16 protein-coding genes and 3 tRNA genes are annotated in these 24,277 nt (G+C 53.9%); 15 read left to right on the top strand and 4 right to left on the bottom strand.

Going from position 1 to position 24,277, the window contains the following annotated elements:
- The first annotated feature begins 35 nt into the window (after positions 1–35).
- The 11 genes from msbA to dnaE all read left to right on the top strand — a co-directional run bounded on the left by msbA (position 36) and on the right by dnaE (position 17,119).
- The gene (msbA, locus tag H6A60_RS01745) at positions 36–1,793 is read left to right on the top strand and encodes a lipid A export permease/ATP-binding protein MsbA (RefSeq protein WP_205101661.1); all 1,758 of its coding nucleotides are present in this window, start codon (positions 36–38) and stop codon (positions 1,791–1,793) included.
- Positions 1,794–1,816: 23 nt separating this feature from the next.
- A complete protein-coding gene (locus H6A60_RS01740; protein ID WP_205101660.1) occupies positions 1,817–3,205 on the top strand; it encodes an L-serine ammonia-lyase in 1,389 nt (462 codons plus the stop codon).
- Positions 3,206–3,220: 15 nt separating this feature from the next.
- Positions 3,221–4,111, top strand: a complete 891-nt coding sequence (locus tag H6A60_RS01735) for a hypothetical protein (RefSeq protein WP_205101659.1) — start codon at positions 3,221–3,223, stop codon at positions 4,109–4,111.
- Positions 4,108–5,565 carry a ribonuclease G gene (gene rng, locus H6A60_RS01730; RefSeq protein WP_205101657.1) on the top strand — a complete coding sequence of 486 codons (1,458 nt, stop codon included), beginning with the start codon at positions 4,108–4,110 and terminating at the stop codon, positions 5,563–5,565. Before H6A60_RS01735 ends, rng begins: the two co-directional genes overlap by 4 nt.
- A 31-nt stretch (positions 5,566–5,596) precedes the next feature.
- Entirely contained in the window at positions 5,597–7,093 is a 1,497-nt protein-coding gene (sbcB, locus tag H6A60_RS01725; protein WP_205101655.1) for an exodeoxyribonuclease I, read from the top strand.
- A gap of 70 nt (positions 7,094–7,163) precedes the next feature.
- Entirely contained in the window at positions 7,164–8,600 is a 1,437-nt protein-coding gene (cuyB, locus tag H6A60_RS01720; protein ID WP_205101653.1) for a cysteate racemase, read from the top strand.
- Between the two features lie 98 nt (positions 8,601–8,698).
- Positions 8,699–9,616, top strand: coding sequence for an NAD(P)-dependent oxidoreductase (locus tag H6A60_RS01715; protein ID WP_205101651.1), 918 nt, complete (start codon positions 8,699–8,701; stop codon positions 9,614–9,616).
- Between the two features lie 177 nt (positions 9,617–9,793).
- Entirely contained in the window at positions 9,794–11,863 is a 2,070-nt protein-coding gene (locus tag H6A60_RS01710; protein WP_205101650.1) for a glutamine--tRNA ligase, read from the top strand.
- A gap of 258 nt (positions 11,864–12,121) precedes the next feature.
- Positions 12,122–12,451, top strand: a complete 330-nt coding sequence (locus H6A60_RS01705; RefSeq protein ID WP_205101647.1) for an FMN-binding protein — start codon at positions 12,122–12,124, stop codon at positions 12,449–12,451.
- Positions 12,452–12,566: 115 nt separating this feature from the next.
- Complete coding sequence (locus H6A60_RS01700; RefSeq protein WP_205101645.1) at positions 12,567–13,661, top strand: FAD:protein FMN transferase; 1,095 nt, start codon at positions 12,567–12,569, stop codon at positions 13,659–13,661.
- A 32-nt stretch (positions 13,662–13,693) separates the two neighbouring features.
- Positions 13,694–17,119: a DNA polymerase III subunit alpha gene (dnaE, locus tag H6A60_RS01695; RefSeq protein WP_205101644.1), complete on the top strand. Its 3,426-nt coding sequence runs from the start codon at positions 13,694–13,696 to the stop codon at positions 17,117–17,119.
- 53 nt (positions 17,120–17,172) lie between these two features.
- Here dnaE and H6A60_RS01690 read toward each other — a convergent pair whose 3' ends face one another.
- The 3 genes from H6A60_RS01690 to argH all read right to left on the bottom strand — a co-directional run bounded on the left by H6A60_RS01690 (position 17,173) and on the right by argH (position 21,411).
- Positions 17,173–18,333: a glycosyltransferase gene (locus H6A60_RS01690; RefSeq protein ID WP_205101642.1), complete on the bottom strand. Its 1,161-nt coding sequence runs from the start codon at positions 18,331–18,333 to the stop codon at positions 17,173–17,175.
- 19 nt (positions 18,334–18,352) lie between these two features.
- The gene (locus H6A60_RS01685) at positions 18,353–19,843 is read right to left on the bottom strand and encodes an alanine/glycine:cation symporter family protein (RefSeq protein ID WP_205101640.1); all 1,491 of its coding nucleotides are present in this window, start codon (positions 19,841–19,843) and stop codon (positions 18,353–18,355) included.
- 134 nt (positions 19,844–19,977) lie between these two features.
- On the bottom strand, positions 19,978–21,411 hold the full coding sequence (gene argH / locus H6A60_RS01680) for an argininosuccinate lyase (RefSeq protein ID WP_205101638.1): 1,434 nt from the start codon (positions 21,409–21,411) through the stop codon (positions 19,978–19,980).
- Positions 21,412–21,554: 143 nt separating this feature from the next.
- On the opposite strand from argH, the gene H6A60_RS01675 reads away from it, so the two are divergent.
- The 3 genes from H6A60_RS01675 to H6A60_RS01665 all read left to right on the top strand — a co-directional run bounded on the left by H6A60_RS01675 (position 21,555) and on the right by H6A60_RS01665 (position 21,831).
- Positions 21,555–21,631 (top strand) — tRNA-Pro (locus tag H6A60_RS01675).
- A gap of 38 nt (positions 21,632–21,669) precedes the next feature.
- A tRNA-Arg gene (locus H6A60_RS01670) sits at positions 21,670–21,746 on the top strand.
- A 9-nt stretch (positions 21,747–21,755) separates the two neighbouring features.
- Positions 21,756–21,831, top strand: a tRNA-His gene (locus H6A60_RS01665).
- A gap of 101 nt (positions 21,832–21,932) precedes the next feature.
- On the opposite strand, the gene H6A60_RS01660 is transcribed toward H6A60_RS01665, so the two are convergent.
- A complete protein-coding gene (locus H6A60_RS01660) occupies positions 21,933–22,232 on the bottom strand; it encodes a hypothetical protein (RefSeq protein WP_205101636.1) in 300 nt (99 codons plus the stop codon).
- 135 nt (positions 22,233–22,367) lie between these two features.
- Here H6A60_RS01660 and H6A60_RS01655 point away from each other — a divergent pair, with 135 nt between their 5' ends.
- Positions 22,368–24,209, top strand: coding sequence for a sulfatase-like hydrolase/transferase (locus H6A60_RS01655; protein WP_205101635.1), 1,842 nt, complete (start codon positions 22,368–22,370; stop codon positions 24,207–24,209).
- The last annotated feature ends 68 nt before the right edge of the window (positions 24,210–24,277 follow it).

Here is a 24,277-nt window from a genome sequence, read left to right as displayed (position 1 = left end):
ATGATTGTCCTTTACGGACTGCCTCAATAAAACTGATGCTCAAACACCTCCCGATTTTCGGCAACGAACAGTTGCTGCGACTTTTCCGCTATCTGCCGCCCTACAAGTGGTATTTGATCGGTGCGGGTCTCGCCATGGTGGCGGGCGGCGGCGCTTCGTCTCTCATTGCGCTCATCCTGGGAAAGCTCACCGACATGGGCTTCTATCAAAAGGATTCGGTGGTTCTTTATTTGGCGCCGCTCGCGCTCGTCGGTATTTCGATTCTGCACGGCGGTTCTCAGTATTTGAGCTCGTTTCTGCTTGTCCGCGTTTCGCAGGGCATTCTGCTCGAAGTCCGCACACTGATGTTCAGTCGAATGGTCCGCTGGAGCGACGAACTCTTCATGAAGCACCGCTGTGCGGAAATTCAGGCGAAATTCATCAATGAAGCTTCTACGGCGCTCGTGCAGGCTGCCAAAGTCATGACGACGATGATCCGAGACTCGATCCAGATCATCTGTCTCATTGGTGTTTTGATTTACCACAACTGGATGCTGACCCTTGTCACCTTTGTTGTGGCGCCGCTCCTGGCGCTTGTCCTTCGCTGGGTCAATAAGCGGATCAAGAGCCTTACGCGTCAAACGCAGAATACGTTCGGTAAGCTCATCGGTTCCATCCAAGAGACTTACCAAGGCGAACGTGTCGTCAAGATATACGACGGCTACGCTTTTGAAACGCAGCGGTTTCGTGCCATCAACGAACACCTGAAAAATCTCCTTCTTCGTGCGCAGCGTGTCTCTGCTGCTGCGACGCCGCTTACGCAGCTGATCGCGATGAGCGGCGTCTCCGTCGTCGTTGTTTTTGCGCTCACGCAGGCGCAGATGGGACTTCTCACAATCGGGGAGTTCACGACCTTCTTGGCTGCGCTGCTGTTGTTGATGCCGCCGATTCGCCACCTTTCAACCTTGAACGGCTCGACAGCAGCCATGACGGCCGCAGCTGAAAGCCTCTTCCGAATGATCGATGAAGAGCCGGAAAAGGATCCCGGCACGAAAACGCTTGAGAACTATCGGGGCGGCGTTCGCTTTGAGAATGTCAGCTTTACTTATCCTGAGAAAGAGAAGCCAGCCGTGAGCAATTTCACGCTTGACGTGAAACCAGGCGAAATGATTGCGCTTGTCGGTTCCTCGGGTTCGGGTAAGTCAACGCTCATCAACCTCATTCCGCGATTCTGGGCGCCGACCAAGGGAGAAATTTATTTCGACGGGGTTCCGCAGAGCGAAATTACGCTCGCAAGCCTGCGTGAACAAATCGCCCTCGTAAGTCAGGAAGTTGTGATATTTGACGACACCATTGCGGCCAATATTGCTTACGGCTGTCAGGACAAGGTTTCGAAGGAAGATATCGAGCGCGCGGCTCATGCAGCTGCGCTCACCGACTTCATTAAGGGATTGCCCGAAGGCTTTGAGTCGCCTGTTGGTGCCAATGGCAGTCAGCTTTCGGGCGGGCAGCGTCAGCGTATCTCGATCGCGCGGGCATTTTTAAAAAATGCACCCATCATTTTGCTTGACGAAGCGACAAGTGCGCTTGACACGGAAAGCGAGCGCCATATTCAGGAGTCGCTCGACTCGCTTCTTGAAGGCCGTACGGCTTTCGTTGTAGCGCACCGACTGTCGACCATCGTCAATGCCGATCGCATTGTCGTTATGAAGGACGGTGAGATTGTGGAAGTCGGCACGCACGCAGAACTCCTCGCGAAGAAAGGACTCTACGAGCACCTTTATTCCATCCAGTTCGCATCCTCAAAAATGTAACTCATCCACGCAGGAATCAGATCATGGCTGTAGGCGTCTTCGATATGTTCCGGGTCGGCATCGGGCCGTCCTCTTCTCATACCGTCGGTCCGATGCGGGCGGCCAACGCCTTTTTGGCGATTCTGAAGAAGAAATCGCTTGTTGAACGTGTTGCCCGCATCCGCATCGAATTGATGGGAAGCCTCGCGGCAACAGGTCATGGGCACGGGACGGATACGGCGTGCCAGCTCGGTCTCATGGGAGAGGTGCCCGAGACGTTTGATCCGGATGCTCTGAGCGAAACTATTTACCGCATTGCCGCCGAAAAGCGTCTGTTGCTTGGAGGCGTGAAGTCCATTGCTTTCGATCCTGCGGCAGACATTCAATTTCATGCACAAAAGGTGCCGGCGTTTCACACGAACGCTTTGACGTTCACGGCTTTGGACGAATCCAATGCAGTGCTCTATGAGCGTCGTTTTTATTCGGTGGGCGGCGGCTTTGTCGTCGCCGCACGTGAGGATGATCCTGAGCGTCCGGTGACGCCGGCTTCTCTTCAGACGGAAGTGACGCGGCCGTATCCCTTCAAGACCGGCAGCGACCTGCTTGCCATGGCGGGTGCCGCCCGCAAGAGTATTGCTGAACTCATGATGGCAAACGAGTGTGCGCTTCATACGAAAGAAGAGGTGGAAGCCAAGCTCGACGAGATCTGGTCGGTGATGTCTCAGGGAATTGAGCGCGGTCTGCGCCAGGAGGCGCCCTTGCCCGGTCCCTTTGCCATTGCTCGCAGAGCTAAGCGTCTGGCCGAAGACCTGAAGCGTCGTGAGGGTTTGGGCGATCCGTTGATCGTTTTGGATTGGGTGAACGCTTACGCTATTGCGGTGAGTGAAGAAAATGCGGCGGGCGGCCGCGTTGTGACGGCGCCTACCAACGGGGCGGCCGGCGTTATTCCGGCGGTGATCCAGTATTACCTGAAGCACACGCCGAATCCAACGAAGCAAGGTGTTCGTGATTTCCTGCTGACGGCAGGCGCTATCGGCATTCTCTATAAAGAAAATGCATCTATCTCCGGCGCCGAAGTTGGCTGTCAGGGGGAAGTGGGCGTTGCCTGTTCCATGGCGGCGGCGGGGCTGGCTGCCGTTCTCGGTGCGGACATTCATCAGATCGAAAACGCTGCTGAAATTGGCATGGAGCACAACTTGGGTCTCACGTGCGATCCGGTTGCGGGGCAGGTTCAGATTCCGTGCATCGAGCGCAATGCCATTGCGGCTGTAAAGGCGATTAATGCCGCAAGAATGGCGCTTAACGGTGACGGTTCGCACTATGTGAGTTTGGATAAAGTGATCCGAACGATGCTTGAGACTGGCCGCGATATGCAGAGCAAATACAAAGAGACGAGTCAGGGTGGGTTGGCTGTCAATATAGTGGAATGCTAATGTAATGGTGGTTAAATGTTTTGGCAAAGAAGTTTAGCAAGAGCAGGGATGGTGATTCCTAGATTTTTGCTAGGATCGAAAAACCGCACAAAAATTAAATACTTGGCGGCCACTATTCCTCCGTGGGAACGAGATTTATACAAAAACAATCCTCGTGTTGATCCTTGGGCATTTATTCGTGTACATAATGAGGCGCGAACAATATTGCAAAGTTTGAATAGTATCAAGGGGATAATTCACAAGGGAGTTATTGCATTTCACGGAAGTACTGATGGAACGGAAGAAATTGTTTACGATTTCTGCAAAGAAAATAAAGGATTTATTCCATATAGATATCCCCACGAGGTAGTACCTTGTGGAGATCCTCGGTATGAGGGAAATGTACCTTATGAAAACACGTTAGCGGCCTACTACAACGCTACCCTAGATTTAATCCCGAAAGGGGAGTGGTTTATAAAGGTCGATGGTGACCTACTCTGCTTCCCAGATATCTTGGAAAAAAGTTTCCATATCCCAACCTCGGAAAAGGATTGCGTCATTTATTCGAGACTTGATTTGCTATTTACTGAAAATAAGTTGATGGCACATGTCTATAAGCGACCTGGTGATCATTGGTTGATCCGGAAAGACGATGAAACCCGATTTGAAAATATTAAAGTTATTCGAGACGGGAAATTGTATGGATATGAAATTTTAAATAAAGGAAAGCGAAGAATTATTTGTACAGAGTGTTCTTGGTTGCATTTTCCATTCGAAAAGCAATGGCGGAGCTCTCTAAATGCTGTTGATCGCTATAATTTAGGTGATTTTTTAAAACAATTGCCTGATTATGAAATAGATAAGTCTAGATTTACTGTCGAAAATCTTGAGGCAATTTATAGGCAAATAATTGGTGTTCAGAAGTGAGTGAGATACTAATTAATTGTGCCCTTCGGGAAAGAAGAATAGCTCTCATTGAAAATGGAGCTATGCAGGAAATTTTTGTAGAGAGGGTGTGTGCGTCGGGATTCGTCGGTAATGTTTATTTGGGGAAGGTCGTTCGAGTGTTACCTGGCATGCAAAGTGCGTTCGTCGACATCGGGCTTGAGCGAACGGCTTTCTTACATGTTGCTGACGTCGAAACTGCGCGACTAGCCGACGGAACAACATTGCCGATCGAAAAGGTGCTTCATGAAGGCAAGCACCTGATGGTGCAGGTGGCCAAGGACCCCATCGGCACGAAGGGCGCTCGCCTTACGACCACGATTTCGCTCGCCGGCCGCAAGCTGGTTTACCTGCCGAGGGATTCGCATATCGGCGTCTCGCAGCGCATTGAAAGCGAGGAGCGGCGCGAAGCGCTGCGCGCTTGGGTGACGTCCTTGCGCTCTCCGGAGGAAAAGGGCGGATACATCGTTCGCACCTGCGCAGAAGAAGAGGCGACGGAGGAGGAATTCCTCAACGACATGGCATACCTGAGCCTTCTTTGGTCAGAGGTCAATAAGAAGGCACAGACAGCCAAGGTTCCTGCGCTGCTCTACAAAGATCTGTCGCTCGCTCAACGTGTTTTGCGCGACATGGTCCATCAGGAAACCGCTTCGATTGAAGTCGACAATCGAGAGGTCTACGAATCGTTGTGTGCCTTCGCCGACAGATTTGTGCCGTCGGTGAGAGAGCGACTGCACTTATACGAGGGCGATCGCCCGCTTTTTGAGCTTTACGGTGTTGAGGAAGAAATTGAGCGGGCGCTCAGTCGCCGCGTAGATCTCAAAAGCGGCGGCTATCTCGTTTTCGATCAAACAGAGGCGATGACGACGATCGACGTCAATACGGGCGCCTTTGTCGGGAAGCGAGACTTCAGCGATACGGTCTTCAAGACCAATCTCGAAGCCGCTCAAGCAATCGCAAAACAGCTTCGTCTGAGAAATCTGGGCGGCATAATCATCGTCGACTTCATCGACATGCAGAAATCCGAGCACCGGGAAGCTGTGCTTGCGGAACTGCGTCGCGCCGTTTCGACGGACCGCACGCGCATGACAGTGAGCAACTTTACGGATCTCGGCCTTGTCGCCATGACGAGAAAACGTACGCGCGACTCGCTGGCCCACGTACTTTGCGAGCCCTGTCCGGTCTGCGGCGGACGAGGTCAGATCAAGACGGCACGCACGGTTTGCTACGACATCATGCGTGAGATCGTTCGGCTCTCGAAGCAGTACGTGGACATGAAGGAATTTCGAATCCAAGCAAGTCAGACGGTCGTGGACCTGTTGCTGGAAGAAGAGTCCCAGGCGCTGGAGCTCCTTCAGACTGCGGTCGAAAAACCCGTACTGCTCGAAGTCGAGTCGAGCTACAACCAGGAACAGTGGGACGTCGTGCTCGCTTGAGCACGATTCCGGAAATGCATAAGGAGGCGTCATGGCTTTTGACGACGAGCCTACGTTTTATTGGTACGACTACGAAACATTCGGCGTGAGAAGCCGCTCGGATCGCCCCGCGCAGTTTGCGGGGATTCGAACGAATCTTGACCTCAATACGGTCGGCAGAGGCGAGGTCTTCTACGCCAAGCCCGCAGCGGACTATCTGCCGAGTCCGGAAAGCTGTCTCCTTACCGGCATTACGCCGCAGCTCTGTGACGAGAAGGGCATGGTCGAGAGCGATTTTGCGCAGGCTGTCTGGTCGCGCCTCAATGAGCCCGGGACCGTGAGCATCGGCTACAACTCGCTCGGCTTTGACGATGAGGTCAACCGCTTTCTTTTCTGGCGCAATTTCCTGGATCCCTATGCGCACGGCTATGCGAACGGGTGCGGTCGCTGGGACCTCTTTCCGCTCGTTTGTGCAACCTGGGCGCTGCGCGGCAACGGCATTCGCTGGCCGCACTGGGAAGAGATTGATCCTGCGACGTATCCGAAGGCGGCAGGCCGCAAGGGTGTTTGCTTCAAACTCGAATTTCTGACGAAATTCAACGGCATTCGCCACAGCCACGCACACGATGCATTGAGCGACGTCGAGGCGACGATCGGCTTGGCACGGCTTATCCGCGAAAAGGAACCGAGACTGTGGACGTGGGCCTATAGAAACCGAACCAAAGAAGCTGTTGAAGCGGCAGTGAACGACGCCAAACCCGTCGTGTGGGTGACGCCGAAGTTCGGCATTCAGAACGGCTGTACGCGAATCGTCGCCTGTATCTATGGCCATGGCAACGACCGGTACATGTGGGACCTCATGCACGATCCGGCGGAGCTCCGTTCCATTTCGATCGACGATTTCAGACTTCGCCTTTTCCCGACGCGTGCCGACCGACTCGCGGGCGTTCAGGCGCTGCCGATTCAGAAGCTCAAGACCAACGCTTCGCCCTTTGTGTGCGGCAGCCTGAAGGTGCTTTCTCCCGATCGTGCCGAGAAGTACGGCATCGATTTCAACGTCGTTCTGGAAAATCATCGAAAACTTGCCGACGTTCTGCCGTTCGTCGGACCGCTCATGGAAGCGGCGCTGATTCGTGATGAGGCGGGAGAGAGCGGGGATGTGGATCTCGATCTCTATAGCGGCGGTTTCCCGCATCCCGCCGACAAGGCGCTCTTTCGGGAAATCCGCTCGAAGTCGCCGCAGGAACTCGCCAAGCTTGTCGCTTCGGGGACGATCGAATTTCGGGACGCTCGCTTTGAGGAACTGCTCTTACGCTTCCGTGCGCGCAATTGGCCCGAGACGCTTTCTGGTGAAGAAGCGACGCGCTGGCAGCAGTTTTGCGCCAAGCGTCTCCTTGAGGGCGAGCCGCCGTTCCTCACCATTGCGCAGTACTTTGAAGAAATCGATCGACTCGGTGAGGAAACGGATTTCACGGATGAAGCGCTTCAGGATCGGCTCGCGGCGCTATACGAGTGGGGCGAGCGGCTCGGCGAGGCGTGCGGCGAATGACGAGTGTTAAAGTGAAATCTGTCTAAAGCAACGCTTTATCTCAGAAAAAAGGACCACAAAGAGGCAACAAATGAAGACGATGAAAATCGGTTTGTCTTCGGGCATCAATCCGCTGCCCGCCATGCAGTGCAAAGCGGCGGTTTTTGCGGCTGCTGCGGCGCGCCAGGCAGACGTGGAACTCGTTGAGGATCATTTGGAAATGCGAGCGGATGCGCCGTGCGCGCGTGTCGGGCTTGCCGATCGTAAGATTGCGTCGCTTTTGAGCGTGCAGGCGCTTGAGGCGGCGGGCTGCGACAAGGCGGTTCTGCCCGACGTCAAGATTCAGCCCTACCTCGCCGAGGTGCAGCGCGAAGTCGCTGTTCCCATCGTTCCGCTTTTTGCGGGGGTTGCCGACTACGTTAAAGCGCAGGGCGTCTCCCGTGTCGCTCTGCTCGGTACGGCGGCCGCTGCCGGCTTTTTCAAGTCGCTGCTGGGTAATGCGGTCGAGTGGGTGGATCTCACGGCACAAGAGGCCGAAGCGTTCGAAGCCATTCAGAATCCGGAAACGGGTTTGCGCAAGCTCGGTTTGACGGATGCTTTTAAGGCGCAGCTCGTCGAAATCGGAAATGCGCTTGTTGCGCGCGGCGCACAGTGCCTCCTTCCCAATTGCACGCAGGTGGCACGCTACGCACGTGAACTTCAGGAAGCAGGTCTTCCTCTCTTTGACATTCTTCGCGACACGGCCGAGCGTGCTGTGGCCGAGCCGTGCGAACGCAATCCGATCGGCTTCAAGATCGGCATGATCGGTGGCCTCGGGCCTGCCGCAACCGTCGACCTTTACGACAAGATCGTCAAGGCGACGCCCGCAAAGGTCGACCAGGCACACATCAAGCTCGTCGTCGAACAAAATCCCCAGATTCCGGATCGAACCGCTGCACTGCTCGAAGGCGGTGAAGATCCGACGCTTGCGCTCTACAACTGCGCCGAACGCCTTGAGCGCGACGGCTGCGACGTGATCATCGTGCCCTGCAATACGGCGCACGCGTTTGTGCCCTATCTTGAGCGCTACCTCAAGACGCCTTTTGTCAACATGCAGCAGACGGCTTTGGATGAAATCAAAGCCAAGCTCGGCGACGCGGCGCGCGTGGGGCTTCTCGCTACGTCGGGCACGATTCGCACCGGCATCTACGGCGACAAGGCCAAAGCGATGGGGTTGCCGATCTTTGTGCCCGACGAAACGCATCAGGCGCGCGTCATGGCTGCCATCTACGGTCCGCAGGGTGCCAAAGCGGGCTTCACGGACGGCGTCTGCCGAGAGGATCTTCTGAGCGCGGCCGAGTACCTCGTGAAAACCTATGACTGCAACTGTCTCATTCTCGGCTGCACGGAGCTTCCCCTCATTCTTGACGAGTCGGACGCCTTCGACGTAGCCGGCAAGTCGGTTGTCGTTGTCGACCCGACGGCAGCGCTTGCGCGCCGTGTTGTCGGACTGGCAGAAAAGGCGACCGAGGAGCGCGGCGTTCGTTAAGGTGCGTCTCTTTTCCAGAGTAATTAAGACAAGGAGGCGAATTCCTTGCGGATTCGCCTCTTCGAGCGCTTGGACGAGCGTAAAAAGGAGAGATTCCCATGATGAGCAAAGCGTATGCGCCGATTGTGCCCGCGAAAGTGGCTTTCATCGGTCTTGGCGTAATGGGCTATCCGATGGCCGGGCACCTCGCCCGAGCCGGTCATCAGGTGACGGTTTATAACCGCACCGCCGCCAAGGCGGAAAAGTGGGCCGCAGAATTCGGCGGCAGTACTGCGGCAACGCCTCGCGAAGCGGCGGAGGGCGCCAAGTTTGTCTTTGCCTGCGTCGGCAACGATGACGATCTGCGAAGCGTCGTGCTCGGCAAAGACGGTGCGCTCGCCGGCATGGCGCCGGGGGCAATTTTCTGCGACCACACGACCGTCAGCGCGAAGGTTGAGAAAGAGCTGGCTGAAGCGGCGCACGCTCTGCAGGTCGACTACATCGATGCCCCCGTTTCGGGCGGCCAGGCCGGTGCGGAAAACGGTGTTCTGACGGTCCTTTTGGGGGGTGACGAGTTGCCCTGTTCGCTTCTTCGCCCGATCATCGACTGCTACGCGCAGCAGGTGACCCGTTTCGGACCGGTCGGCGCCGGGCAGCTCGCCAAGATGGTGAACCAGATTTGCATTGCGGGCTGCGTACAGGGGCTCGCCGAAGGGATCGCGTTCGGCATGAATGCGGGGCTCGACGTGTCTCTTCTCGTCAATGCACTCGGCGGCGGCGCCGCTTCTTCGTGGCAGATGATCAACCGCGGTGAAACGATGGCCGAGGGCAAGTTCGACTTTGGGTTTGCGGTCGACTGGATGCGCAAAGATCTCGGTATCGCCATGGCGGAAGCCAAGGAAAACGGTTCCGAGCTTCCTGTGGCGGCACTCGTCGACACCTTCTACGAAGAAATTCAACGAGCGGGCGGCAATCGTCTCGATACCTCCAGCCTCATTGCTCGACTGCCCCGAAAAGGATTCGAACCGCTTAAATAAATACGCCGAAACCAGCTTGCCCGCTGCGCAGCCCTCGTTCTGACGAAGGCTCGGAAAGTGCGGGCATGTCGGCTTTGCTAAAATTTCACAATCAAATTCATGGCGCCGTGCCCTGTGTCACCTTTCGGCATAAGCGGAAACCGGCGCTTTTTTCAGCCCTCTTTTTGGAAGAACGCGATGAGCGACAATCTGGATACGGCTACCGGCCGTCCGACCAATTTCATTCGCAACATCATTGAGGAAGATCTTGCGCAGGGTGCGAATCTTCCCCGCTACTGGTGCGGTCATCCCGCCCCGTACAGCGAGCAGCTTCAAAAAGGGGCGCCGGATGTGGCGAAGATCCGCACGCGTTTCCCGCCGGAGCCGAACGGCTATCTGCACATCGGCCATGCAAAGAGCATTTGCCTCAACTTTGGGCTTGCCCGCGACTACGGCGGCTATTGCCACATGCGCTTTGACGATACGAACCCCGTGAAGGAGGATCAGGAGTACGTCGACGGCATTCTCGACAGTGTTCGCTGGCTCGGTTTCGACTGGAAGCACGAAAAGGAGACCAATCTCTATTTCGCGAGCAGCTACTTCGAGTACATGTATCTTTTTGCCGAGCATCTCATCAAGACGGGCTACGCTTACGTGGACGAACAGTCCGCCGACGAGATGCGCGAAAACCGCGGTACGTTGAAGGAACCGGGCAAAAACTCGCCCTACCGCAATCGTTCAGTTGAAGAAAATCTGCGTCTTTTCCGCGAAATGCGAGACGGCAAGCATGCGGAAGGCTCTATGGTGTTGCGCGCCAAGATCGACATGGCGAGCCCCAACATTAACCTGCGCGACCCGGCGATTTATCGCATTCGCTTCGCTGAACACCACGCAACGGGCGACAAGTGGTGCATCTATCCGATGTACACGTTTGCGCATCCGATCGAAGATTCGCTCGAAAACATCACGCACTCGATTTGCACGCTCGAATTTGAAGATCAGCGCGCGTTCTACGACTGGGCGCTCGAGCGCATCATTCCAGTGCTGCGTACGCCGCAGTTTGAAGAAGCCAAGGCGCTGATTGCGGCCATGGCGGAAGGAAAGGACGAACGTGCGATGCGCTTTGTCGAAGAAGCGTACGCTGCACGCGCGAAGCTCGGCCAGAGCGAACCCGAAACCAAGCTCAAGGCGCTCTTTGAAGGCTGGTCGCAGGCGCGTCCGGCTTCGCTCGAAGACGCCGATGCGAAGGCTTTCTTTGCGCTGCTGACGGCGCACCCGGAAAACTTCACGCCGCTCATGCAGGCTGCGCTCGGTTTCGTGCGCAAGAATTTCTTCCTGCTGTCGCATCAGTACGAATTCAATCGTCTGAGCCTCACGTATGTCGTTGTGAGCAAGCGTAAGCTCATCCAGCTCGTTAAGGACGGCTATGTGGACGGCTGGGACGATCCCCGCATGCCGACCATTGTCGGTCTGCGTCGCAGAGGCTATACGCCCGAAAGCCTGCAGCACTTTGCCGAGCGTTGCGGCGTCTCGAAGGTTTCGGGCGGCTGGATCGACTACTCTGTCCTGGAAGCAAGCCTGCGCGAAGATCTCGAATCCCGTGCCGAGCGTCGCATGACGGTGATGAAGCCGTTAAAGCTCATCATCGACAATTATCCGGAAGGGGCTTCCGAAGAGCTCGTCGCAGACAATCATCCGCAAAAGCCTGAAATGGGTACGCGCAAGATCACGTTCTCGCGCGAACTCTGGATCGAGGAAACCGACTTTGCCGAAGTGCCGCCGAAGGGCTTCCGCCGCCTGACGATTCCGGCGGACGGCTCGCCTGCGAAGCCCGTTCGTCTGCGCTACGCGTACGTTATCGTGCCGACCTCGGTCGACAAGGATGAGAACGGCAAGGTTGTCGCAGTGCACGCGCAGTATCTCCCGGAAACAAAGTCCGGCACTGAGGGTTCCGTCTCTGTGAAAACGAAGGCGACGATTCACTGGCTCGATGCGAAGACGGCTGTTCCCGCGGAGATTCGTGTTTATGACCGCCTCTTCTGCAAGCCCAATCCCGAAGAGGGTGAGGGGAGCTTCCTCGAGAACCTCACGCCGAACTCCAAGGTCGTTCTGCGTTCGTACGTCGAGCCTTCAACTGCGGCAGCCGCGCCTGACACGAAGTTCCAGTTCGAGCGCACGGGCTACTTCGTGGCCGACCGTGAGGACCACTCGTCCGAACACCCTGTCTTCAATCTCTCTGTCGGGTTGAAGGACTCCTGGGGCAAATAAGCATTTGTAAACTCTTTATTTCCGATTGAAAGAAAGCGGGAATCGTTCTTAATTGAAGGGTTCCCGCTATGCTATGATCATTCGTCGGTCGGGGCCGAGTGTGCACCGACCGCCTTGGCAAGGGTCTGTTGATCGGTCCTCGAAAGGTCGCAGGTTTTTGTCGCTAGTTAGTCAATATGCCCGATAAGACGGGGACGCAGAAACTGTTTGTGCGCGTGCTTCGTCGAATTGGGTCGGTTCACAAGGAAAATCATCATCATGAAGAAGATCATTGTTGCCGCTGCTGCTGCGCTCCTCGCTGCCGGTGCCGCTCAGGCTGCTTACAAGGACGGTTCCTACACGGGCGAAGGCAAGGGCCGTGAATCCATGATTCAGGTTCAGGTCGACGTCAAGGGCGGCAAGATTGCCGACATCAAGGTTCTCAAGCATGGCGAAACGGAAATGATCATGGCCGCTCCGGTCGAAACGATGATTCCGGAAATCGTCAAGAAGAACGGCGTTGAAGGTGTTGACAGCGTTGGCGGTGCCACGCTCTCGTCCGAAGGCATCAAGGCTGCCGTTAAGGACGCGCTCTCGAAGGCTCAGTAATCTGACCTGACCGATGCGGGTTCGTTTCGAACGAAGCCCGTTTTAGGCGCAAAGGGGATCCTGCATATCGGGTCCCCTTTTTTATTCCGTGACCGAGATTTTTTAGGGACTATTCATGCGTTTTTCCGCTGCAGTTTTATCGGCGTGTTTGTCGCTCGCGTTTATGGGCGGTATTCAGGCGACTTGGGCTCAGGACAATGCATCCGCACAAACAACGGCGCCCACTGCCCAGGCGACCGAGTACGAAGCAAGCTGGCAGAGCCTGCACATGGGAACGCTCGTAACGGCCAAAGTTTTCGGGCAGACGCCTGACGAGGTCAAGCGTCTCGGTGCAATCGTCGAATCGGAAATCGTGCGATTTGACGACATGATGAGCGTACACAAAGAAACGGCTCTCAACGAAGTGAATCGAAGTGCGGGCGAGTGGGTGGAAGTGACCCCGGAAATCGCTGAAATGACGCGCGAAGCCCTCGAAGTGGCCGATCTCACCGACAGCGCCTTTGAGCCGACAATCGGTCCGATCGTGAATCTCTGGAAGATTGGTTTCGGCGGGCACAGCGTACCGAGCGACGCGGCCATTGCCGAAGCGCTTAAGCATGTGAACCATCGAACGGTCGCGCTTAAGGAAGAGGACGGCCGGCATTTCCTTCGCATCGAGAAGGGCCAGAACATCGATATGGGTGCCATTGCCAAAGGTTATATCGGCCAAAAGCTTGCCGATCGCCTGAAGAAAGAGGGTGCCAAACACGCGCTCCTCGACCTTGGCGGCAATGTTGTTGCTGTGGGCGAGAAGTATGAAAACCACCCCTGGCGAGTCGGCCTTCAGCGGCCGGATCAAACCCGCGGGGCGTATTTTGCCGTTGTCTCCGCCAATGACGAAAGCGTGATCACGTCCGGTGCTTACGAAAGAAACTTTGAAAAGGACGGCAAGAAGTACGGTCACATTTTGAGCGCTAAAACGGGGCGTCCCGTCGCAACGGATCTCTCATCCGTGACGATTCTTGACAAGAACGGCGCAAGGGCGGATGCGCTTTGCACCGCACTTTTCGGCATGGGGGTTTCGGCGGCGGAGCGCTTTCTTGAGGAACACCCGGATGTGCATGCCGTGCTTCTTTCGTCCGATATGAAGACGGCTCTCGTGAGCGACGCAATCAAAGACCGCGTTCGGGTGACCGATCCTGAGATCGTCGTTAAGATCATCAAGCACTGAAGTTTTTAAATACCGCGCTTAATGGAGCTCTCATGCAAGCCCCCAAGTTCATTCATCTGCGCTTTCACTCCGAATACTCCGTCACCGACGGGATCGTTCGTATCGATCCCATTCTGCATGCCGTGATGGAGCGCGGCGGCGTTGCCATCGGGATTGCCGACTTGATGAATATTTTCGGGGGATTGCGTTTCTATACGCATGCGCTTGCCGCCGGCATCAAGCCGATTCTTGGATGCGACCTCAAGGTTCGGAATCCAAAGGATGCGAAGCTGCCGTTCCGCATGGGCGTGATCTGCATGGATCATGAGGGCTACCATTCGCTTTGTGTTCTGCTTACCAAAGCCTATTTGACGGATTCGGATCCTTACAGAGGTCAAGTGGACCCGGCGTGGTTTGACGAAGACGGTGCCAAAGGGTTGATCGGTCTCACGGGGGGCGCCGACGGCGAGCTCGCTTCGCTGCTCATCAAAGGCCGCACGAAAGAGGCGGATGCACTCGTTGAGCGTTTGAAGCGTCAGTTCGGCGATGCGCTCTATATCGAACTCCAGCGAGCAGGTCGTCGAAATGACGAGCTCACGACCGCGCATTGCGCGAATTTTGCCGTGAAGCACAATCTGCCGGTTGTGGCGACGCACCCCATCCAATTCCTCAATAAGGAGGATTTTGAAGCGCATGAAGTGCGCTGCGCGATCGCCGAAGGTTTTACGCTGCAGGACCCGCGCCGCTCGAAGCTCTATACGCCCGAGCAGTACATGAAAAGCGAAGCGGAAATGTGCGAACTCTTCGCCGACATCCCTGCCGCGCTGGAGAATACGGTCGAAATCGCCAAGCGCTGCAATTTGGACAACGTCCTCTCAAAGCCGCAACTGCCGCTCTTCCCCACGCCCGAAGGGATGACGCTCGATGACTACATCGATCATCTCTCGAAAGAGGGGCTGCAAAAGCGTTTGGATTTCCTCTATCCGGACCCCAAGGAGCAGGAGGAAAAGCGTCCTGCCTACGATAAGCGCTTGGAGTACGAGCTCGGCATTATCAAGGGGATGAAGTTCCCCGGGTACTTCCTCATCGTTCAGGACTTTATCAATTGGTCCAAGAACAATGGCATTCCTGTGGGCCCTGGTCGTGGGTCTGGTGCAGGTTCGCTTGTTGCCTATTCGCTCGGTATTACGGACTTGGACCCGCTCAAGTTCGACTTGCTGTTTGAACGATTCCTCAACCCCGAGCGCGTGTCGATGCCTGACTTCGACGTGGACTTCTGCCAGTACAACCGCGACAGAACGATCGACTACGTGAAGCGGACGTACGGTGTCGACGCTGTGAGCCAGATTGCAACGTTCGGCACCTTGGGGGCCAAGGCCGTCGTGCGCGACGTCGGTCGTGCGCTCGACGTGCCCTACATGAAGACGGATGCGCTCTCCAAGCTCATCCCGCAGCAGCCCGGAAAGAACATCTCTTTGGATGACGCGCTTGCCGAAGTGCCTGAATTCCGCGAAGCGGTCGAGAAGGACGAGGAATATAAAGAAATCCTTCGACTGGCCAAGCCGCTCGAAGGCTTGACGCGCAACCTCGGCATGCACGCAGGGGGCGTCTTGATTGCGCCGGGAAAGCTCACCGATTTCTGTCCGCTCTACAACCCGGATGGCCACCCCGAAAATACGGTCAGTCAATTCGACAAAAAGGACGTTGAAAACGTCGGCCTTGTCAAGTTCGACTTTCTTGGGCTGACGACGCTTTCTATTCTTGCAAAAGCGGTTGAGTACATCGACAAGCTCAATCCCGGCACACACTTCGATTTGAGCAGAATCCCCATCGATGACGAACCGACTTATAAGCTCTTCCAGGAAGCCAAAACCGTAGCCATCTTTCAGTTTGAATCGGACGGCATGCGTTCGCTGCTGAAGCAGGCTAAACCCGACCGCCTGGAAGACCTGGTGGCTTTGAATGCGCTCTATCGTCCGGGTCCGATGGACCTGATTCCGTCCTTCATTGCGCGTAAGTTCGGACGAGAAAAGGTCGAGTATCTGGACCCGCGCATGGAACCTGTTCTGAAAGAAACCTACGGCATCATGGTTTATCAGGAACAGGTGATGCGTGTGGCGCAGGTTGTGGGCGGCTATTCGCTTGGTGGCGCCGACCTGTTGCGTCGAGCCATGGGAAAAAAGAATGTCGAGGAGATGAAGCGTCAGCGTGCGGTATTCGTTAAGGGGGCTGCAGAGCGCAACGTCAAGGAGTCCGTTGCAACAGAAATCTTCGACTTGATGGAAAAGTTCGCGGGCTACGGCTTCAATAAGTCGCATGCGGCTGCGTATTCCTACGTGGCATATCAGACAGCCTACCTCAAGGTCCATCACACGGCTGCCTTTATGGCTGCCAACTTGTGCATGGTGATGGACGACGGCGAGAAGATGAAGAACTTCATTGATGATGCGCGTGAGAACGGCGTGGAGCTGCTCATGCCCGATATCAATAAGAGCGAATGGTTCTTCTCCGTACCGGACGACAAACACATCCGCTTTGGGCTCGGCGGCATCAAGGGCATCAGTCAAAGCGTTGTCAATGAGCTCGTCAAAGCACGCGAAGAGGGCGGTCCTTTTATCGATCTATTCGACTTTGCAGCACGCGTTCCCGGACTCAATGCAAAGTTCTTGGAGGGCTTTATCAAGGCCGGCGCCTTCGATTCACTTGATCCCGACAGAGGCAAGCTTTACGGCAACATCGGTCAAGCACTAGGGGCAGCACAGGCCCTTCGTGCTAGTGCTGGTCAGGCGAGCCTTTTTGCCGATCCCGGAGAGGAACAGGAGCGAATTGTGAGCTGGCTCCCTGCTCCCGCGTGGTCTGAACGTCAGAAGCTCATTGAAGAAAAAAATGTACTCGGTTACTGGCTTACAGGGCACATGTTCGATCAGTACCGGGAGGAACTCAAGCATTTCGCTCCCACGAGACTTTGTGATCTCCAGCCTACGCGAGACGTTGCGAAACTGGCGGGAATTGTGACCAACATTCGACAGGTACAAGGTAAACGAGGCCGAATGGGGATTGTTACTCTAGATGATGGTACGGAATCGGTTGAGGTTTTATGCTTCAGCGAAGCGTGGGAGCGGTATCGCAAACGGATACAAATGGACGAGGTGCTTTGCGTCAATGGCAAGATTAGATACGATGATTTTTCTAAACGACTTTCTGTGACTGTAGAGAGCTGTAATTCTCTCGATGAATTCAGATGTCAAACTGCTCGTTTTTTGAATATCTATTTGAATAGTTGTGATGCTAGAAAAATAAGTGATCTTCAAGAGATTTTGAGAAATTATTTATGCACTGATGGTGTCACTATAGTGATTAGTATTCAAAAAAATGGATTAATGGGAAGAATTGTCACAAGTAATAAAGTAAAAAAAATAGAAGATTTTCTTCAAGAATCTTCTATTAAATTAACTCATCGATTAACTCTGGAGTATTGATGAATAAAACAAATGCGATACTTGTAAGTATAGCTTCGCATTTTTCTTATTTTTTAGTTCCTTAAAATGTTTTTTATGAGTTTATCCCATTGATCCCAGATCTTATCAGGTGCAAAAGCCTCCATGTCGACCTTGCTTTGAGTACCAAGCTTTTTACGTAAGTCGAAATCGCTCATAAGCTTAGCTAAAGCTTCGGCATATTTTTCTGGTGTTGGCTCAACAAGAAGACCATTGCTCTTATTCCTTATAAGAGAATTGACGGATGAGCAATCGGTACATCCAACAGGAGGTAGACCTGTAGCCATAGCTTCAGCAAGAGCTAAACAAAAACCTTCGTAAGCAGATGGTATGGCAAAAATTGAAGATCGTCGAAACTCTTCTGATATCCGAGTTGTTGATCCATTGAGAAAAAACTGATTTTGTAGTTTTTTCCCCTGGATCAAATTCATGATTTGTTTTGTTTGAGGAGAATAGCTTCCCCAATGATGAACGGTCCAGTCAGGAAAGTCGGATGCAATCAAAGCAAAGGCCTCTACTAGTAGATCAATTCTTTTTTGCTCATCAAAGCGCGACACATTAATGATGCGTTTTTCATGTAAAGAGGCACTTTCTTGAATTTGTGGCGCAGAGTTAGGGATGTAGATAATGGGGACTTTATCTAAGACGGAGCGAGCCTCATCTACATACTCAGGCATTAGAACTTGTAAGGCTTCACAGGAATTGATAGCCTCATTGCAAAAACTAAATTGCGGATTTTTAATGAAGACCTCCGGGTTGTTATGGCACATTGTTATGACCGGAGTGTCGCATTTTAAAATATTTTTTAATATATAGGTTGACTCTGATTGCGTACAAATAAATAAATCAATGGGATCTATATTGGATAATACGCTCTGAATGCTTTTGGCTTTCCATTGGCAGTCAATGATTCTCCTATTCTCTTTCCGTTTAAATTTGTCTATGTTTAATGATCTAAGGTTTTTTATTATGCCTCTTGATAATAAGGGGACTCCGTTAAATGCATTAATAAATCTAACGCGAGAGTCTAATTCAAAAAAAGGTGCTCCTTTTTCTGCATCGCAACAGATGGCAGTAACTTTATAGCCTTTTGTTGCGAGTGCATTGGCCATTTCACAGAATACTTTTTCTGACCCACCTGGGCTATTAATAACTTTCCAAATATTAAGAAGGCAGATATGGTAGGAGGTATGCATTTTCAATAACTGAAGGAGGTTATTTCAAACCGTCAAGATTGTCGACGCCTTTCTCTGTCTCAACAATGAGATTTTCTTCTGCACGTCCCGTCCTCCAGTAAGTTGCATTTTTAATGCCGAGCGTGTCAGGGAAGAAGACCGGATTAATGCCGAGATTGCGCTGTTTTTCATAATCCTTCAGCGCCGTAAAAGCAGGCTTCTGGAGAAGCAAAATGGCAATGAGGTTGAGCCAAGTCATCGTACCGACACCAACGTCAGCCATCGTCCAGATGAGCGTCGAAGCCTTGAGCGTACCGAAGGCAACCGTGCAAAGGAAAATCACCTTCAGCACGACCATGATGAAAGGCTTGCGAATGGTTCGATTGATGTAGGCCGCATTCGTTTCGGCCATGTAGTAGTAGCCGAGAATCGTCGTAAAGGCGAAGAAGAAAATTGTGATGGCGATGAACGGACCGCCGAGGCCAGGCATCACCTGATCGATGGCCGCTTGCGTATAAACGGGTCCTGCTTCAACACCCTTTAAGCCTTCGTAGATGAAGCCGCCGTTCGGATCGGCAATGTTGTAGCAGCCCGTCATGAGAACCATGAAGCCCGTGGCAGAGCACACGAAAAGCGTATCGATATAGACGGAGAACGCTTGGACGAGGCCTTGCTTAGCGGGGTGAGAAACCGCTGCGGCCGAAGAAGCGTGCGGACCGGTACCCTGGCCGGCTTCGTTCGAGTAGATGCCGCGCTTGACGCCCCAGGAGATGGCGGCGCCGAGCAAACCGCCCATGACGGAATCGGTACCGAGTGCGCTGTGAATGATCAAGGAGAAGATATCGGGGATCTGTTGCCAGTTGACGCCAACGACAATGACGGCGACAACAATGTAGGCCTGTGCCATGAAGGGCACGACGATACTCGTGAACTGAGCGATACGCTTCAGACCACCGAAGATGATGAAGCTCAGTACCGACGTGATGATGGCCGCACTGATGGCTTCATCAATGCCGAAGGCTTCTTGCCAAGCGGCAGCAATCGTGTTGCTCTGTACGCCGGGACAGAAGATGCACGAGGCCAGAATTGTTACGATGGCGAAAGCCCAAGCATAGGGCTTGCACTGCAGTCCTTTTTCAATGTAAAAGGCGGGACCGCCGCGGTATTGGTCCTCAATCTTTTCTTTGTATATCTGACCGAGCGTAGATTCGACAAATGCGGACGAGGCGCCGAGGAATGTCATCACCCACATCCAGAAAAGTGCGCCTGGGCCACCGTAGCAGATGGCGGTGGCAACGCCAGCAATAGCGCCGGTACCTACGCGACCGGCAAGGGTCATCGTCAAAGCCTGAAAGCTGGAAAGTCCGATCTCGCCTTCGCGGCGCTGAAAGATTAGGCGCCACATTTCCGGAACCATTCGCAGCTGAACGAATCGGGAACGGACGGAGAAGAAAAGGCCCGCGATCAGACACAGGCCGACGAGCGGCGGCGCCCAAATAATGTCGTTTAGTGTGTGGACAATGTTTTCCATGACTTTCCTGCGTGCGTTGTTTTAATTGAGGTACACCGAGGGAGATGCAAAAAGCCGCCCGGCGAGTGCCGGACGGCTTCGGGAATGATCAAGCGCGATCGGCGAACTTGATCAGCTTACCTCACTTAGAGGCATTATTTGTTGGCAGAACGCTCGGCAAAAATCTTTTCCCAGCGTTCAACCTGCTTGCGCACCTGTTCAGGCGCGGTGCCGCCCAAGTGATTGCGGGCCTGCACGGAGCCTTCGAGTCGCAGCACGTCGTAGACGTCTTCTTCGATGACGGGCGAGAAGCTCTTGAGCGTTTCGAGCGGGAGCTCTTCAAGACCGCAGCCGCGATCGGACGCTTCACGAACCGTCTGACCGACGATGTCGTGGGCCGTACGGAACGGCACGCCGTGACGCACGAGGTAGTCGGCAAGGTCCGTGGCGGTCGGGAAGCCCATCTGGGCCGCACGATGCATCGTTTCGGCCTGCGGCTCGATGCCGGCCATCATGTCGCAGAAGGCGCGCAGCGTGTCCTTGACGGTGTCGATCGCGTCGAAGACGGGTTCCTTGTCTTCCTGGAAGTCCTTGTTGTAGGCGAGCGGCGTGCCCTTCATGAGCGTGAGCATGGCGATGAGGTCGCCGTAGACACGGCCGGACTTGCCGCGAGCCGTTTCGGGAACGTCGGGGTTCTTCTTCTGCGGCATGATCGAGGAGCCCGTCGTAAAGCGGTCCGGCAGCTTGATGAAGCCGAAACGCTGGCTCATCCACACCACGAGCTCTTCGGAGAGGCGCGAGATGTGCATCATGATGATCGAAGCGGCCGAGCAGAACTCGATGGCGAAATCGCGATCCGAGACGGCGTCGAGCGAATTCTGCGCAACGGCTTCAAAGCCGAGCAGCTTGGCGGAGTATTCGCGATCGATCGGGTAGGTCGTGCCGGCGAGCGCAGCGGCGCCGAGCGGGCTCGTATTGACGCGGCGGCGCAGATCGAGGAAGCGCTGGCGGTCGCGCTCGAGCATTTCCGTGTAGGCGAGCATGTGGTGGCCGAACGTTACGGGCTGGGCAACCTGCATGTGGGTAAAGCCCGGCATGATCGTGTTCCAGTGCTTGCCGGCCTGCGCAACGAGCACTTCCTGCAGGTGCTCGATGCGATTGACGATTTCGTCGATTTCGCCGCGCAGGTAGAGGCGAATGTCGGTTGCAACCTGGTCGTTGCGCGAACGGCCCGTATGCAGGCGCTTGCCGGCGTCGCCGATAAGCGCGGTGAGACGCGCTTCGATGTTGAGATGCACGTCTTCGAGTTCAAGCTGCCACTCGAACGTGCCGGCAAGGATTTCTTCGCGAATCTGCGTCATGCCGCGGCGGATGTCCTCCAGGTCCTTTTCGGAGATCACGCCGATCTTGGTCAGCATGGCAGCGTGAGCGAGAGAACCTTCGATGTCGACGAGCGCCATGCGCTTGTCGAAGTCAACGCTCGCGGTATAGCGAAGGACGAAAGCATCGACGGGTTCGGAGAAGCGGCCCGACCAGGCCTTTTTCTTGGCATGCAGGGGGTCGTTGGAGTTGTCTTGCGCTTGGCTCATTGCGCGCCTCTTGGGAATAAGGATTGAAGGGAAGGGTATTGTACTGTCATCTCTTTCCTTTTCCTTCCCTCTCGAGAATATTTGACTTTCCCTTAAGAGAGGTCTTGCATTTTTGGATTCATTAAGATATACTCCGCATTCCTCGGGGTGTGGCGCAGTCTGGTAGCGCGCCTGCTTTGGGAGCAGGATGTCGGGAGTTCGAATCTCTTCACCCCGACCATCAAAATTAAAAAGCCTTGCAGCGTCAGTTTTTTCGAACTGCCCGTAGCTCAGTTGGATAGAGCATCTGCCTTCTAAGCAGGTGGTCGCGGGTTCGATTCCTGCCGGGCAGGCCACGAATTCTGGTGGGAATAGCTCAGTTGGTAGAGTCCCGGATTGTGATTCCGGTTGTCGTGGGTTCGAGTCCCATTTCCCACCCCACATAACACAAGCCCGCATCGAACTTCTTCGATGCGGGCTTTGTCGCAAGTAGCCTCCGTAATCCGGCTCAAAGCGTCAGCGTGACGCACGGATGCCAGAAATCAGCACTTGGCGTAGAACTTCATGAATTCCTTGAGGGCCGGTTCGATTTCTTCCGTAGCAGCTTCGTAGGGTTCGGCGCTTTCGGCAGGAGCAAGCATGTCGGCAACGGTGAAGAAGCGAAGCTTGTGCACCACACCAGAGGTGCTGCCGCCGCCCGTCTGCATGGCAAGGAGCTTGATTTCGTTGTTATTGTTAAGGCCGCAGGCGTAGGGTGAGACGATACGTTCGTATCCGTGATAGCCGAAGTCAATAGACTTATGTTCTTCAATCGCTTTCACGATCAGGTCAACGGTAGTCATTTTTCTTCTCCTTGGTTTGGTGGCTTGTTTGCGGCCGTCGGTAAAGCTGCTCCTGCAGGGATTTCACCCACTTGGCCTCTTTCAAAGGCTTGAAATCAAACCCTCTTTCCATTAATTTTACACGCTTCCCTCAAAATGGCATCCTCTTTTTTTGTCAAGGGGCCTCGGATGACTAGCTTACGGCTTGCAATTAGAAATACAGCTTGGAATAGCGTCATTGCCGCAATTATTGGCGGATTTATTGCATTAAGATTTTTCAGTACCAATCCGGATTTTGTTTGGTGGCAGTATTTATATGCTTTTTTTGCCGCATCCGGTTTGAGTTTTCTTGTTCTCTTTCTTTTGCAGAGCCTATTCAGTGTTTCTGCGTCATGTTTCAGCAAAAAAGCCGGAAGTTTCGTCTCTTTTTTAATACTTTCGCTTTATTTCATCGCCCTGGTATCCGATACGTTTGTTTATCAGCAGTACCGGTTTCATATCAACTGGGCAATGATTGATCTTGCAATCAATACGGATGGTCAAGTCATTTCCTTCTCAACGGGCATGATCATTCAGATTGCGTTGATCGTGACGACATTGATGCTTTTATCCGCAATCTGCGTGAAAATATGCGGAAAGATTTCCGAAAAGAAAGGGGCCTTATGGCCTTCGCTTCTGCTGATTTTTGGATATATAGTTGTTAACTGTGTTTATGCATTTTCTTTTGCGCAAAATATCCGTGCAATTACAACGTTGACCGAGCGTATTCCGCTTTACAGACCCGTTCGGGCAAATTCCTTTTTTGCCAAGTACGGTCTCGTGGTGAAGACGGAAAAGGTGGATATGCAGGAGGCTGCAAGCTCAACCTTCGACTACCCGAAGGCGCCGCTTCGCTTTGGTGAGGGGCAGGAAAAACTCAATGTTTTAATTGTCGCCGTCGATTGCTTGAGAGGCGATGTTGTCGATCCGATCACGACGCCCAATCTGTACGCGATCGCCCAGAAATCCATCGTTTTCAAGGATCACTATTCAACGGGTAACGCAACGCGAGCCGGCGTTTTCGGACTCTTCTACAGTATTCCGCCGCTTTATTGGAAGTATGCCCTGACAAGCAATATTCCGGCCGTATTGATCGAAAGTTTCATGCAGGAGGGCTATGCCGTATCGCCCTTCACATCGTCGACACTCAACCGGCCGGAGTTTTATGCAACCGTCTTTTCCAATATTCGTCCGTTGCGCATGGGGTCGGCAGGAAAAAACGACCTTGAACGGGATCCGAATGCTTTGAAAGACTTCAAGGCTTGGACCAAGGACAAGGCGGGCAAACCCTTCTTCGGCTTTCTTTTCTTTGACGGCGTCCATTCCTACGCAGTGCCTGACGATGATCCGACTCTCCCGTACAAAAATTATTGGGAAGAGGTCAATCATCTAAAACTCGGTCCCGATTTTGATCCTGAGCCGTACTTCAATCGTTATAAGAATGCACTTTATACGGTCGATAAGCTTATCGGCGAAACTTATAAATTCTTGGAAAAGGAAGGCTATCTAAAGAATACGGTTGTCATTTTCACGTCCGACCACGGTGAGGAATTCAATGACAGTCGATTGAACTATTGGGGCCACAACAGCAACTTCTCGAAGGCGCAAATCAAGATTCCGCTCATTATTCATTGGCCGGGCATGACACCGCACACAATTGACTACAGAACGACGGCATACGACATTGCGCCGACGCTCATGAAGCGCCTTCTCAAGGTGCAGAATCCGCTTCCGGACTTCAGTGTCGGGGTTGATCTCTTTGCGTCGGGCGGGCGAGATGTGTTTATCTCAAGCAGCTACTTGGAGGACGCCTTGGTGTCGGGCGACGACGTGCTTCTTATCAAGGGAACGGGCATGATGGAAGGGCATCGGCTGTCGGACTGGGGGGATATGCCCGAAGGTCCGATGAAGAAGTGGCTTCCTTACTACCTGGACATGCGCGGCAAGTACCTTGACTAAAATCTGACTGTTGCAAAACCGCCCTGTGAACCGATGATTCACAGGGCGTTCTTCATAGGGCGGAAAAG

This window comes from Sutterella massiliensis (genome assembly GCF_016899755.1).
In the GTDB taxonomy this organism is placed as follows: Bacteria; Pseudomonadota; Gammaproteobacteria; order Burkholderiales; family Burkholderiaceae_F; genus Sutterella; species Sutterella massiliensis.
Note: the sequence above shows the minus strand (reverse complement) of the source record. Positions and strands in the feature narration are given on the sequence as shown.

Bases quoted from the DNA above. Each gene is read 5' to 3' on its own strand.
- msbA (WP_205101661.1), top strand. From the start codon at position 36: ATGCTCAAACACCTCCCGATTTTCGGCAACGAACAGTTGCTGCGACTT.
- H6A60_RS01740 (WP_205101660.1), top strand. From the start codon at position 1,817: ATGGCTGTAGGCGTCTTCGATATGTTCCGGGTCGGCATCGGGCCGTCC.
- H6A60_RS01735 (WP_205101659.1), top strand. From the start codon at position 3,221: ATGTTTTGGCAAAGAAGTTTAGCAAGAGCAGGGATGGTGATTCCTAGA.
- sbcB (WP_205101655.1), top strand. From the start codon at position 5,597: ATGGCTTTTGACGACGAGCCTACGTTTTATTGGTACGACTACGAAACA.
- cuyB (WP_205101653.1), top strand. From the start codon at position 7,164: ATGAAGACGATGAAAATCGGTTTGTCTTCGGGCATCAATCCGCTGCCC.
- H6A60_RS01715 (WP_205101651.1), top strand. From the start codon at position 8,699: ATGATGAGCAAAGCGTATGCGCCGATTGTGCCCGCGAAAGTGGCTTTC.
- H6A60_RS01710 (WP_205101650.1), top strand. From the start codon at position 9,794: ATGAGCGACAATCTGGATACGGCTACCGGCCGTCCGACCAATTTCATT.
- H6A60_RS01705 (WP_205101647.1), top strand. From the start codon at position 12,122: ATGAAGAAGATCATTGTTGCCGCTGCTGCTGCGCTCCTCGCTGCCGGT.
- H6A60_RS01700 (WP_205101645.1), top strand. From the start codon at position 12,567: ATGCGTTTTTCCGCTGCAGTTTTATCGGCGTGTTTGTCGCTCGCGTTT.
- dnaE (WP_205101644.1), top strand. From the start codon at position 13,694: ATGCAAGCCCCCAAGTTCATTCATCTGCGCTTTCACTCCGAATACTCC.
- H6A60_RS01690 (WP_205101642.1), bottom strand. From the start codon at position 18,333: ATGCATACCTCCTACCATATCTGCCTTCTTAATATTTGGAAAGTTATT.
- H6A60_RS01685 (WP_205101640.1), bottom strand. From the start codon at position 19,843: ATGGAAAACATTGTCCACACACTAAACGACATTATTTGGGCGCCGCCG.
- argH (WP_205101638.1), bottom strand. From the start codon at position 21,411: ATGAGCCAAGCGCAAGACAACTCCAACGACCCCCTGCATGCCAAGAAA.
- H6A60_RS01660 (WP_205101636.1), bottom strand. From the start codon at position 22,232: ATGACTACCGTTGACCTGATCGTGAAAGCGATTGAAGAACATAAGTCT.
- H6A60_RS01655 (WP_205101635.1), top strand. From the start codon at position 22,368: ATGGCATCCTCTTTTTTTGTCAAGGGGCCTCGGATGACTAGCTTACGG.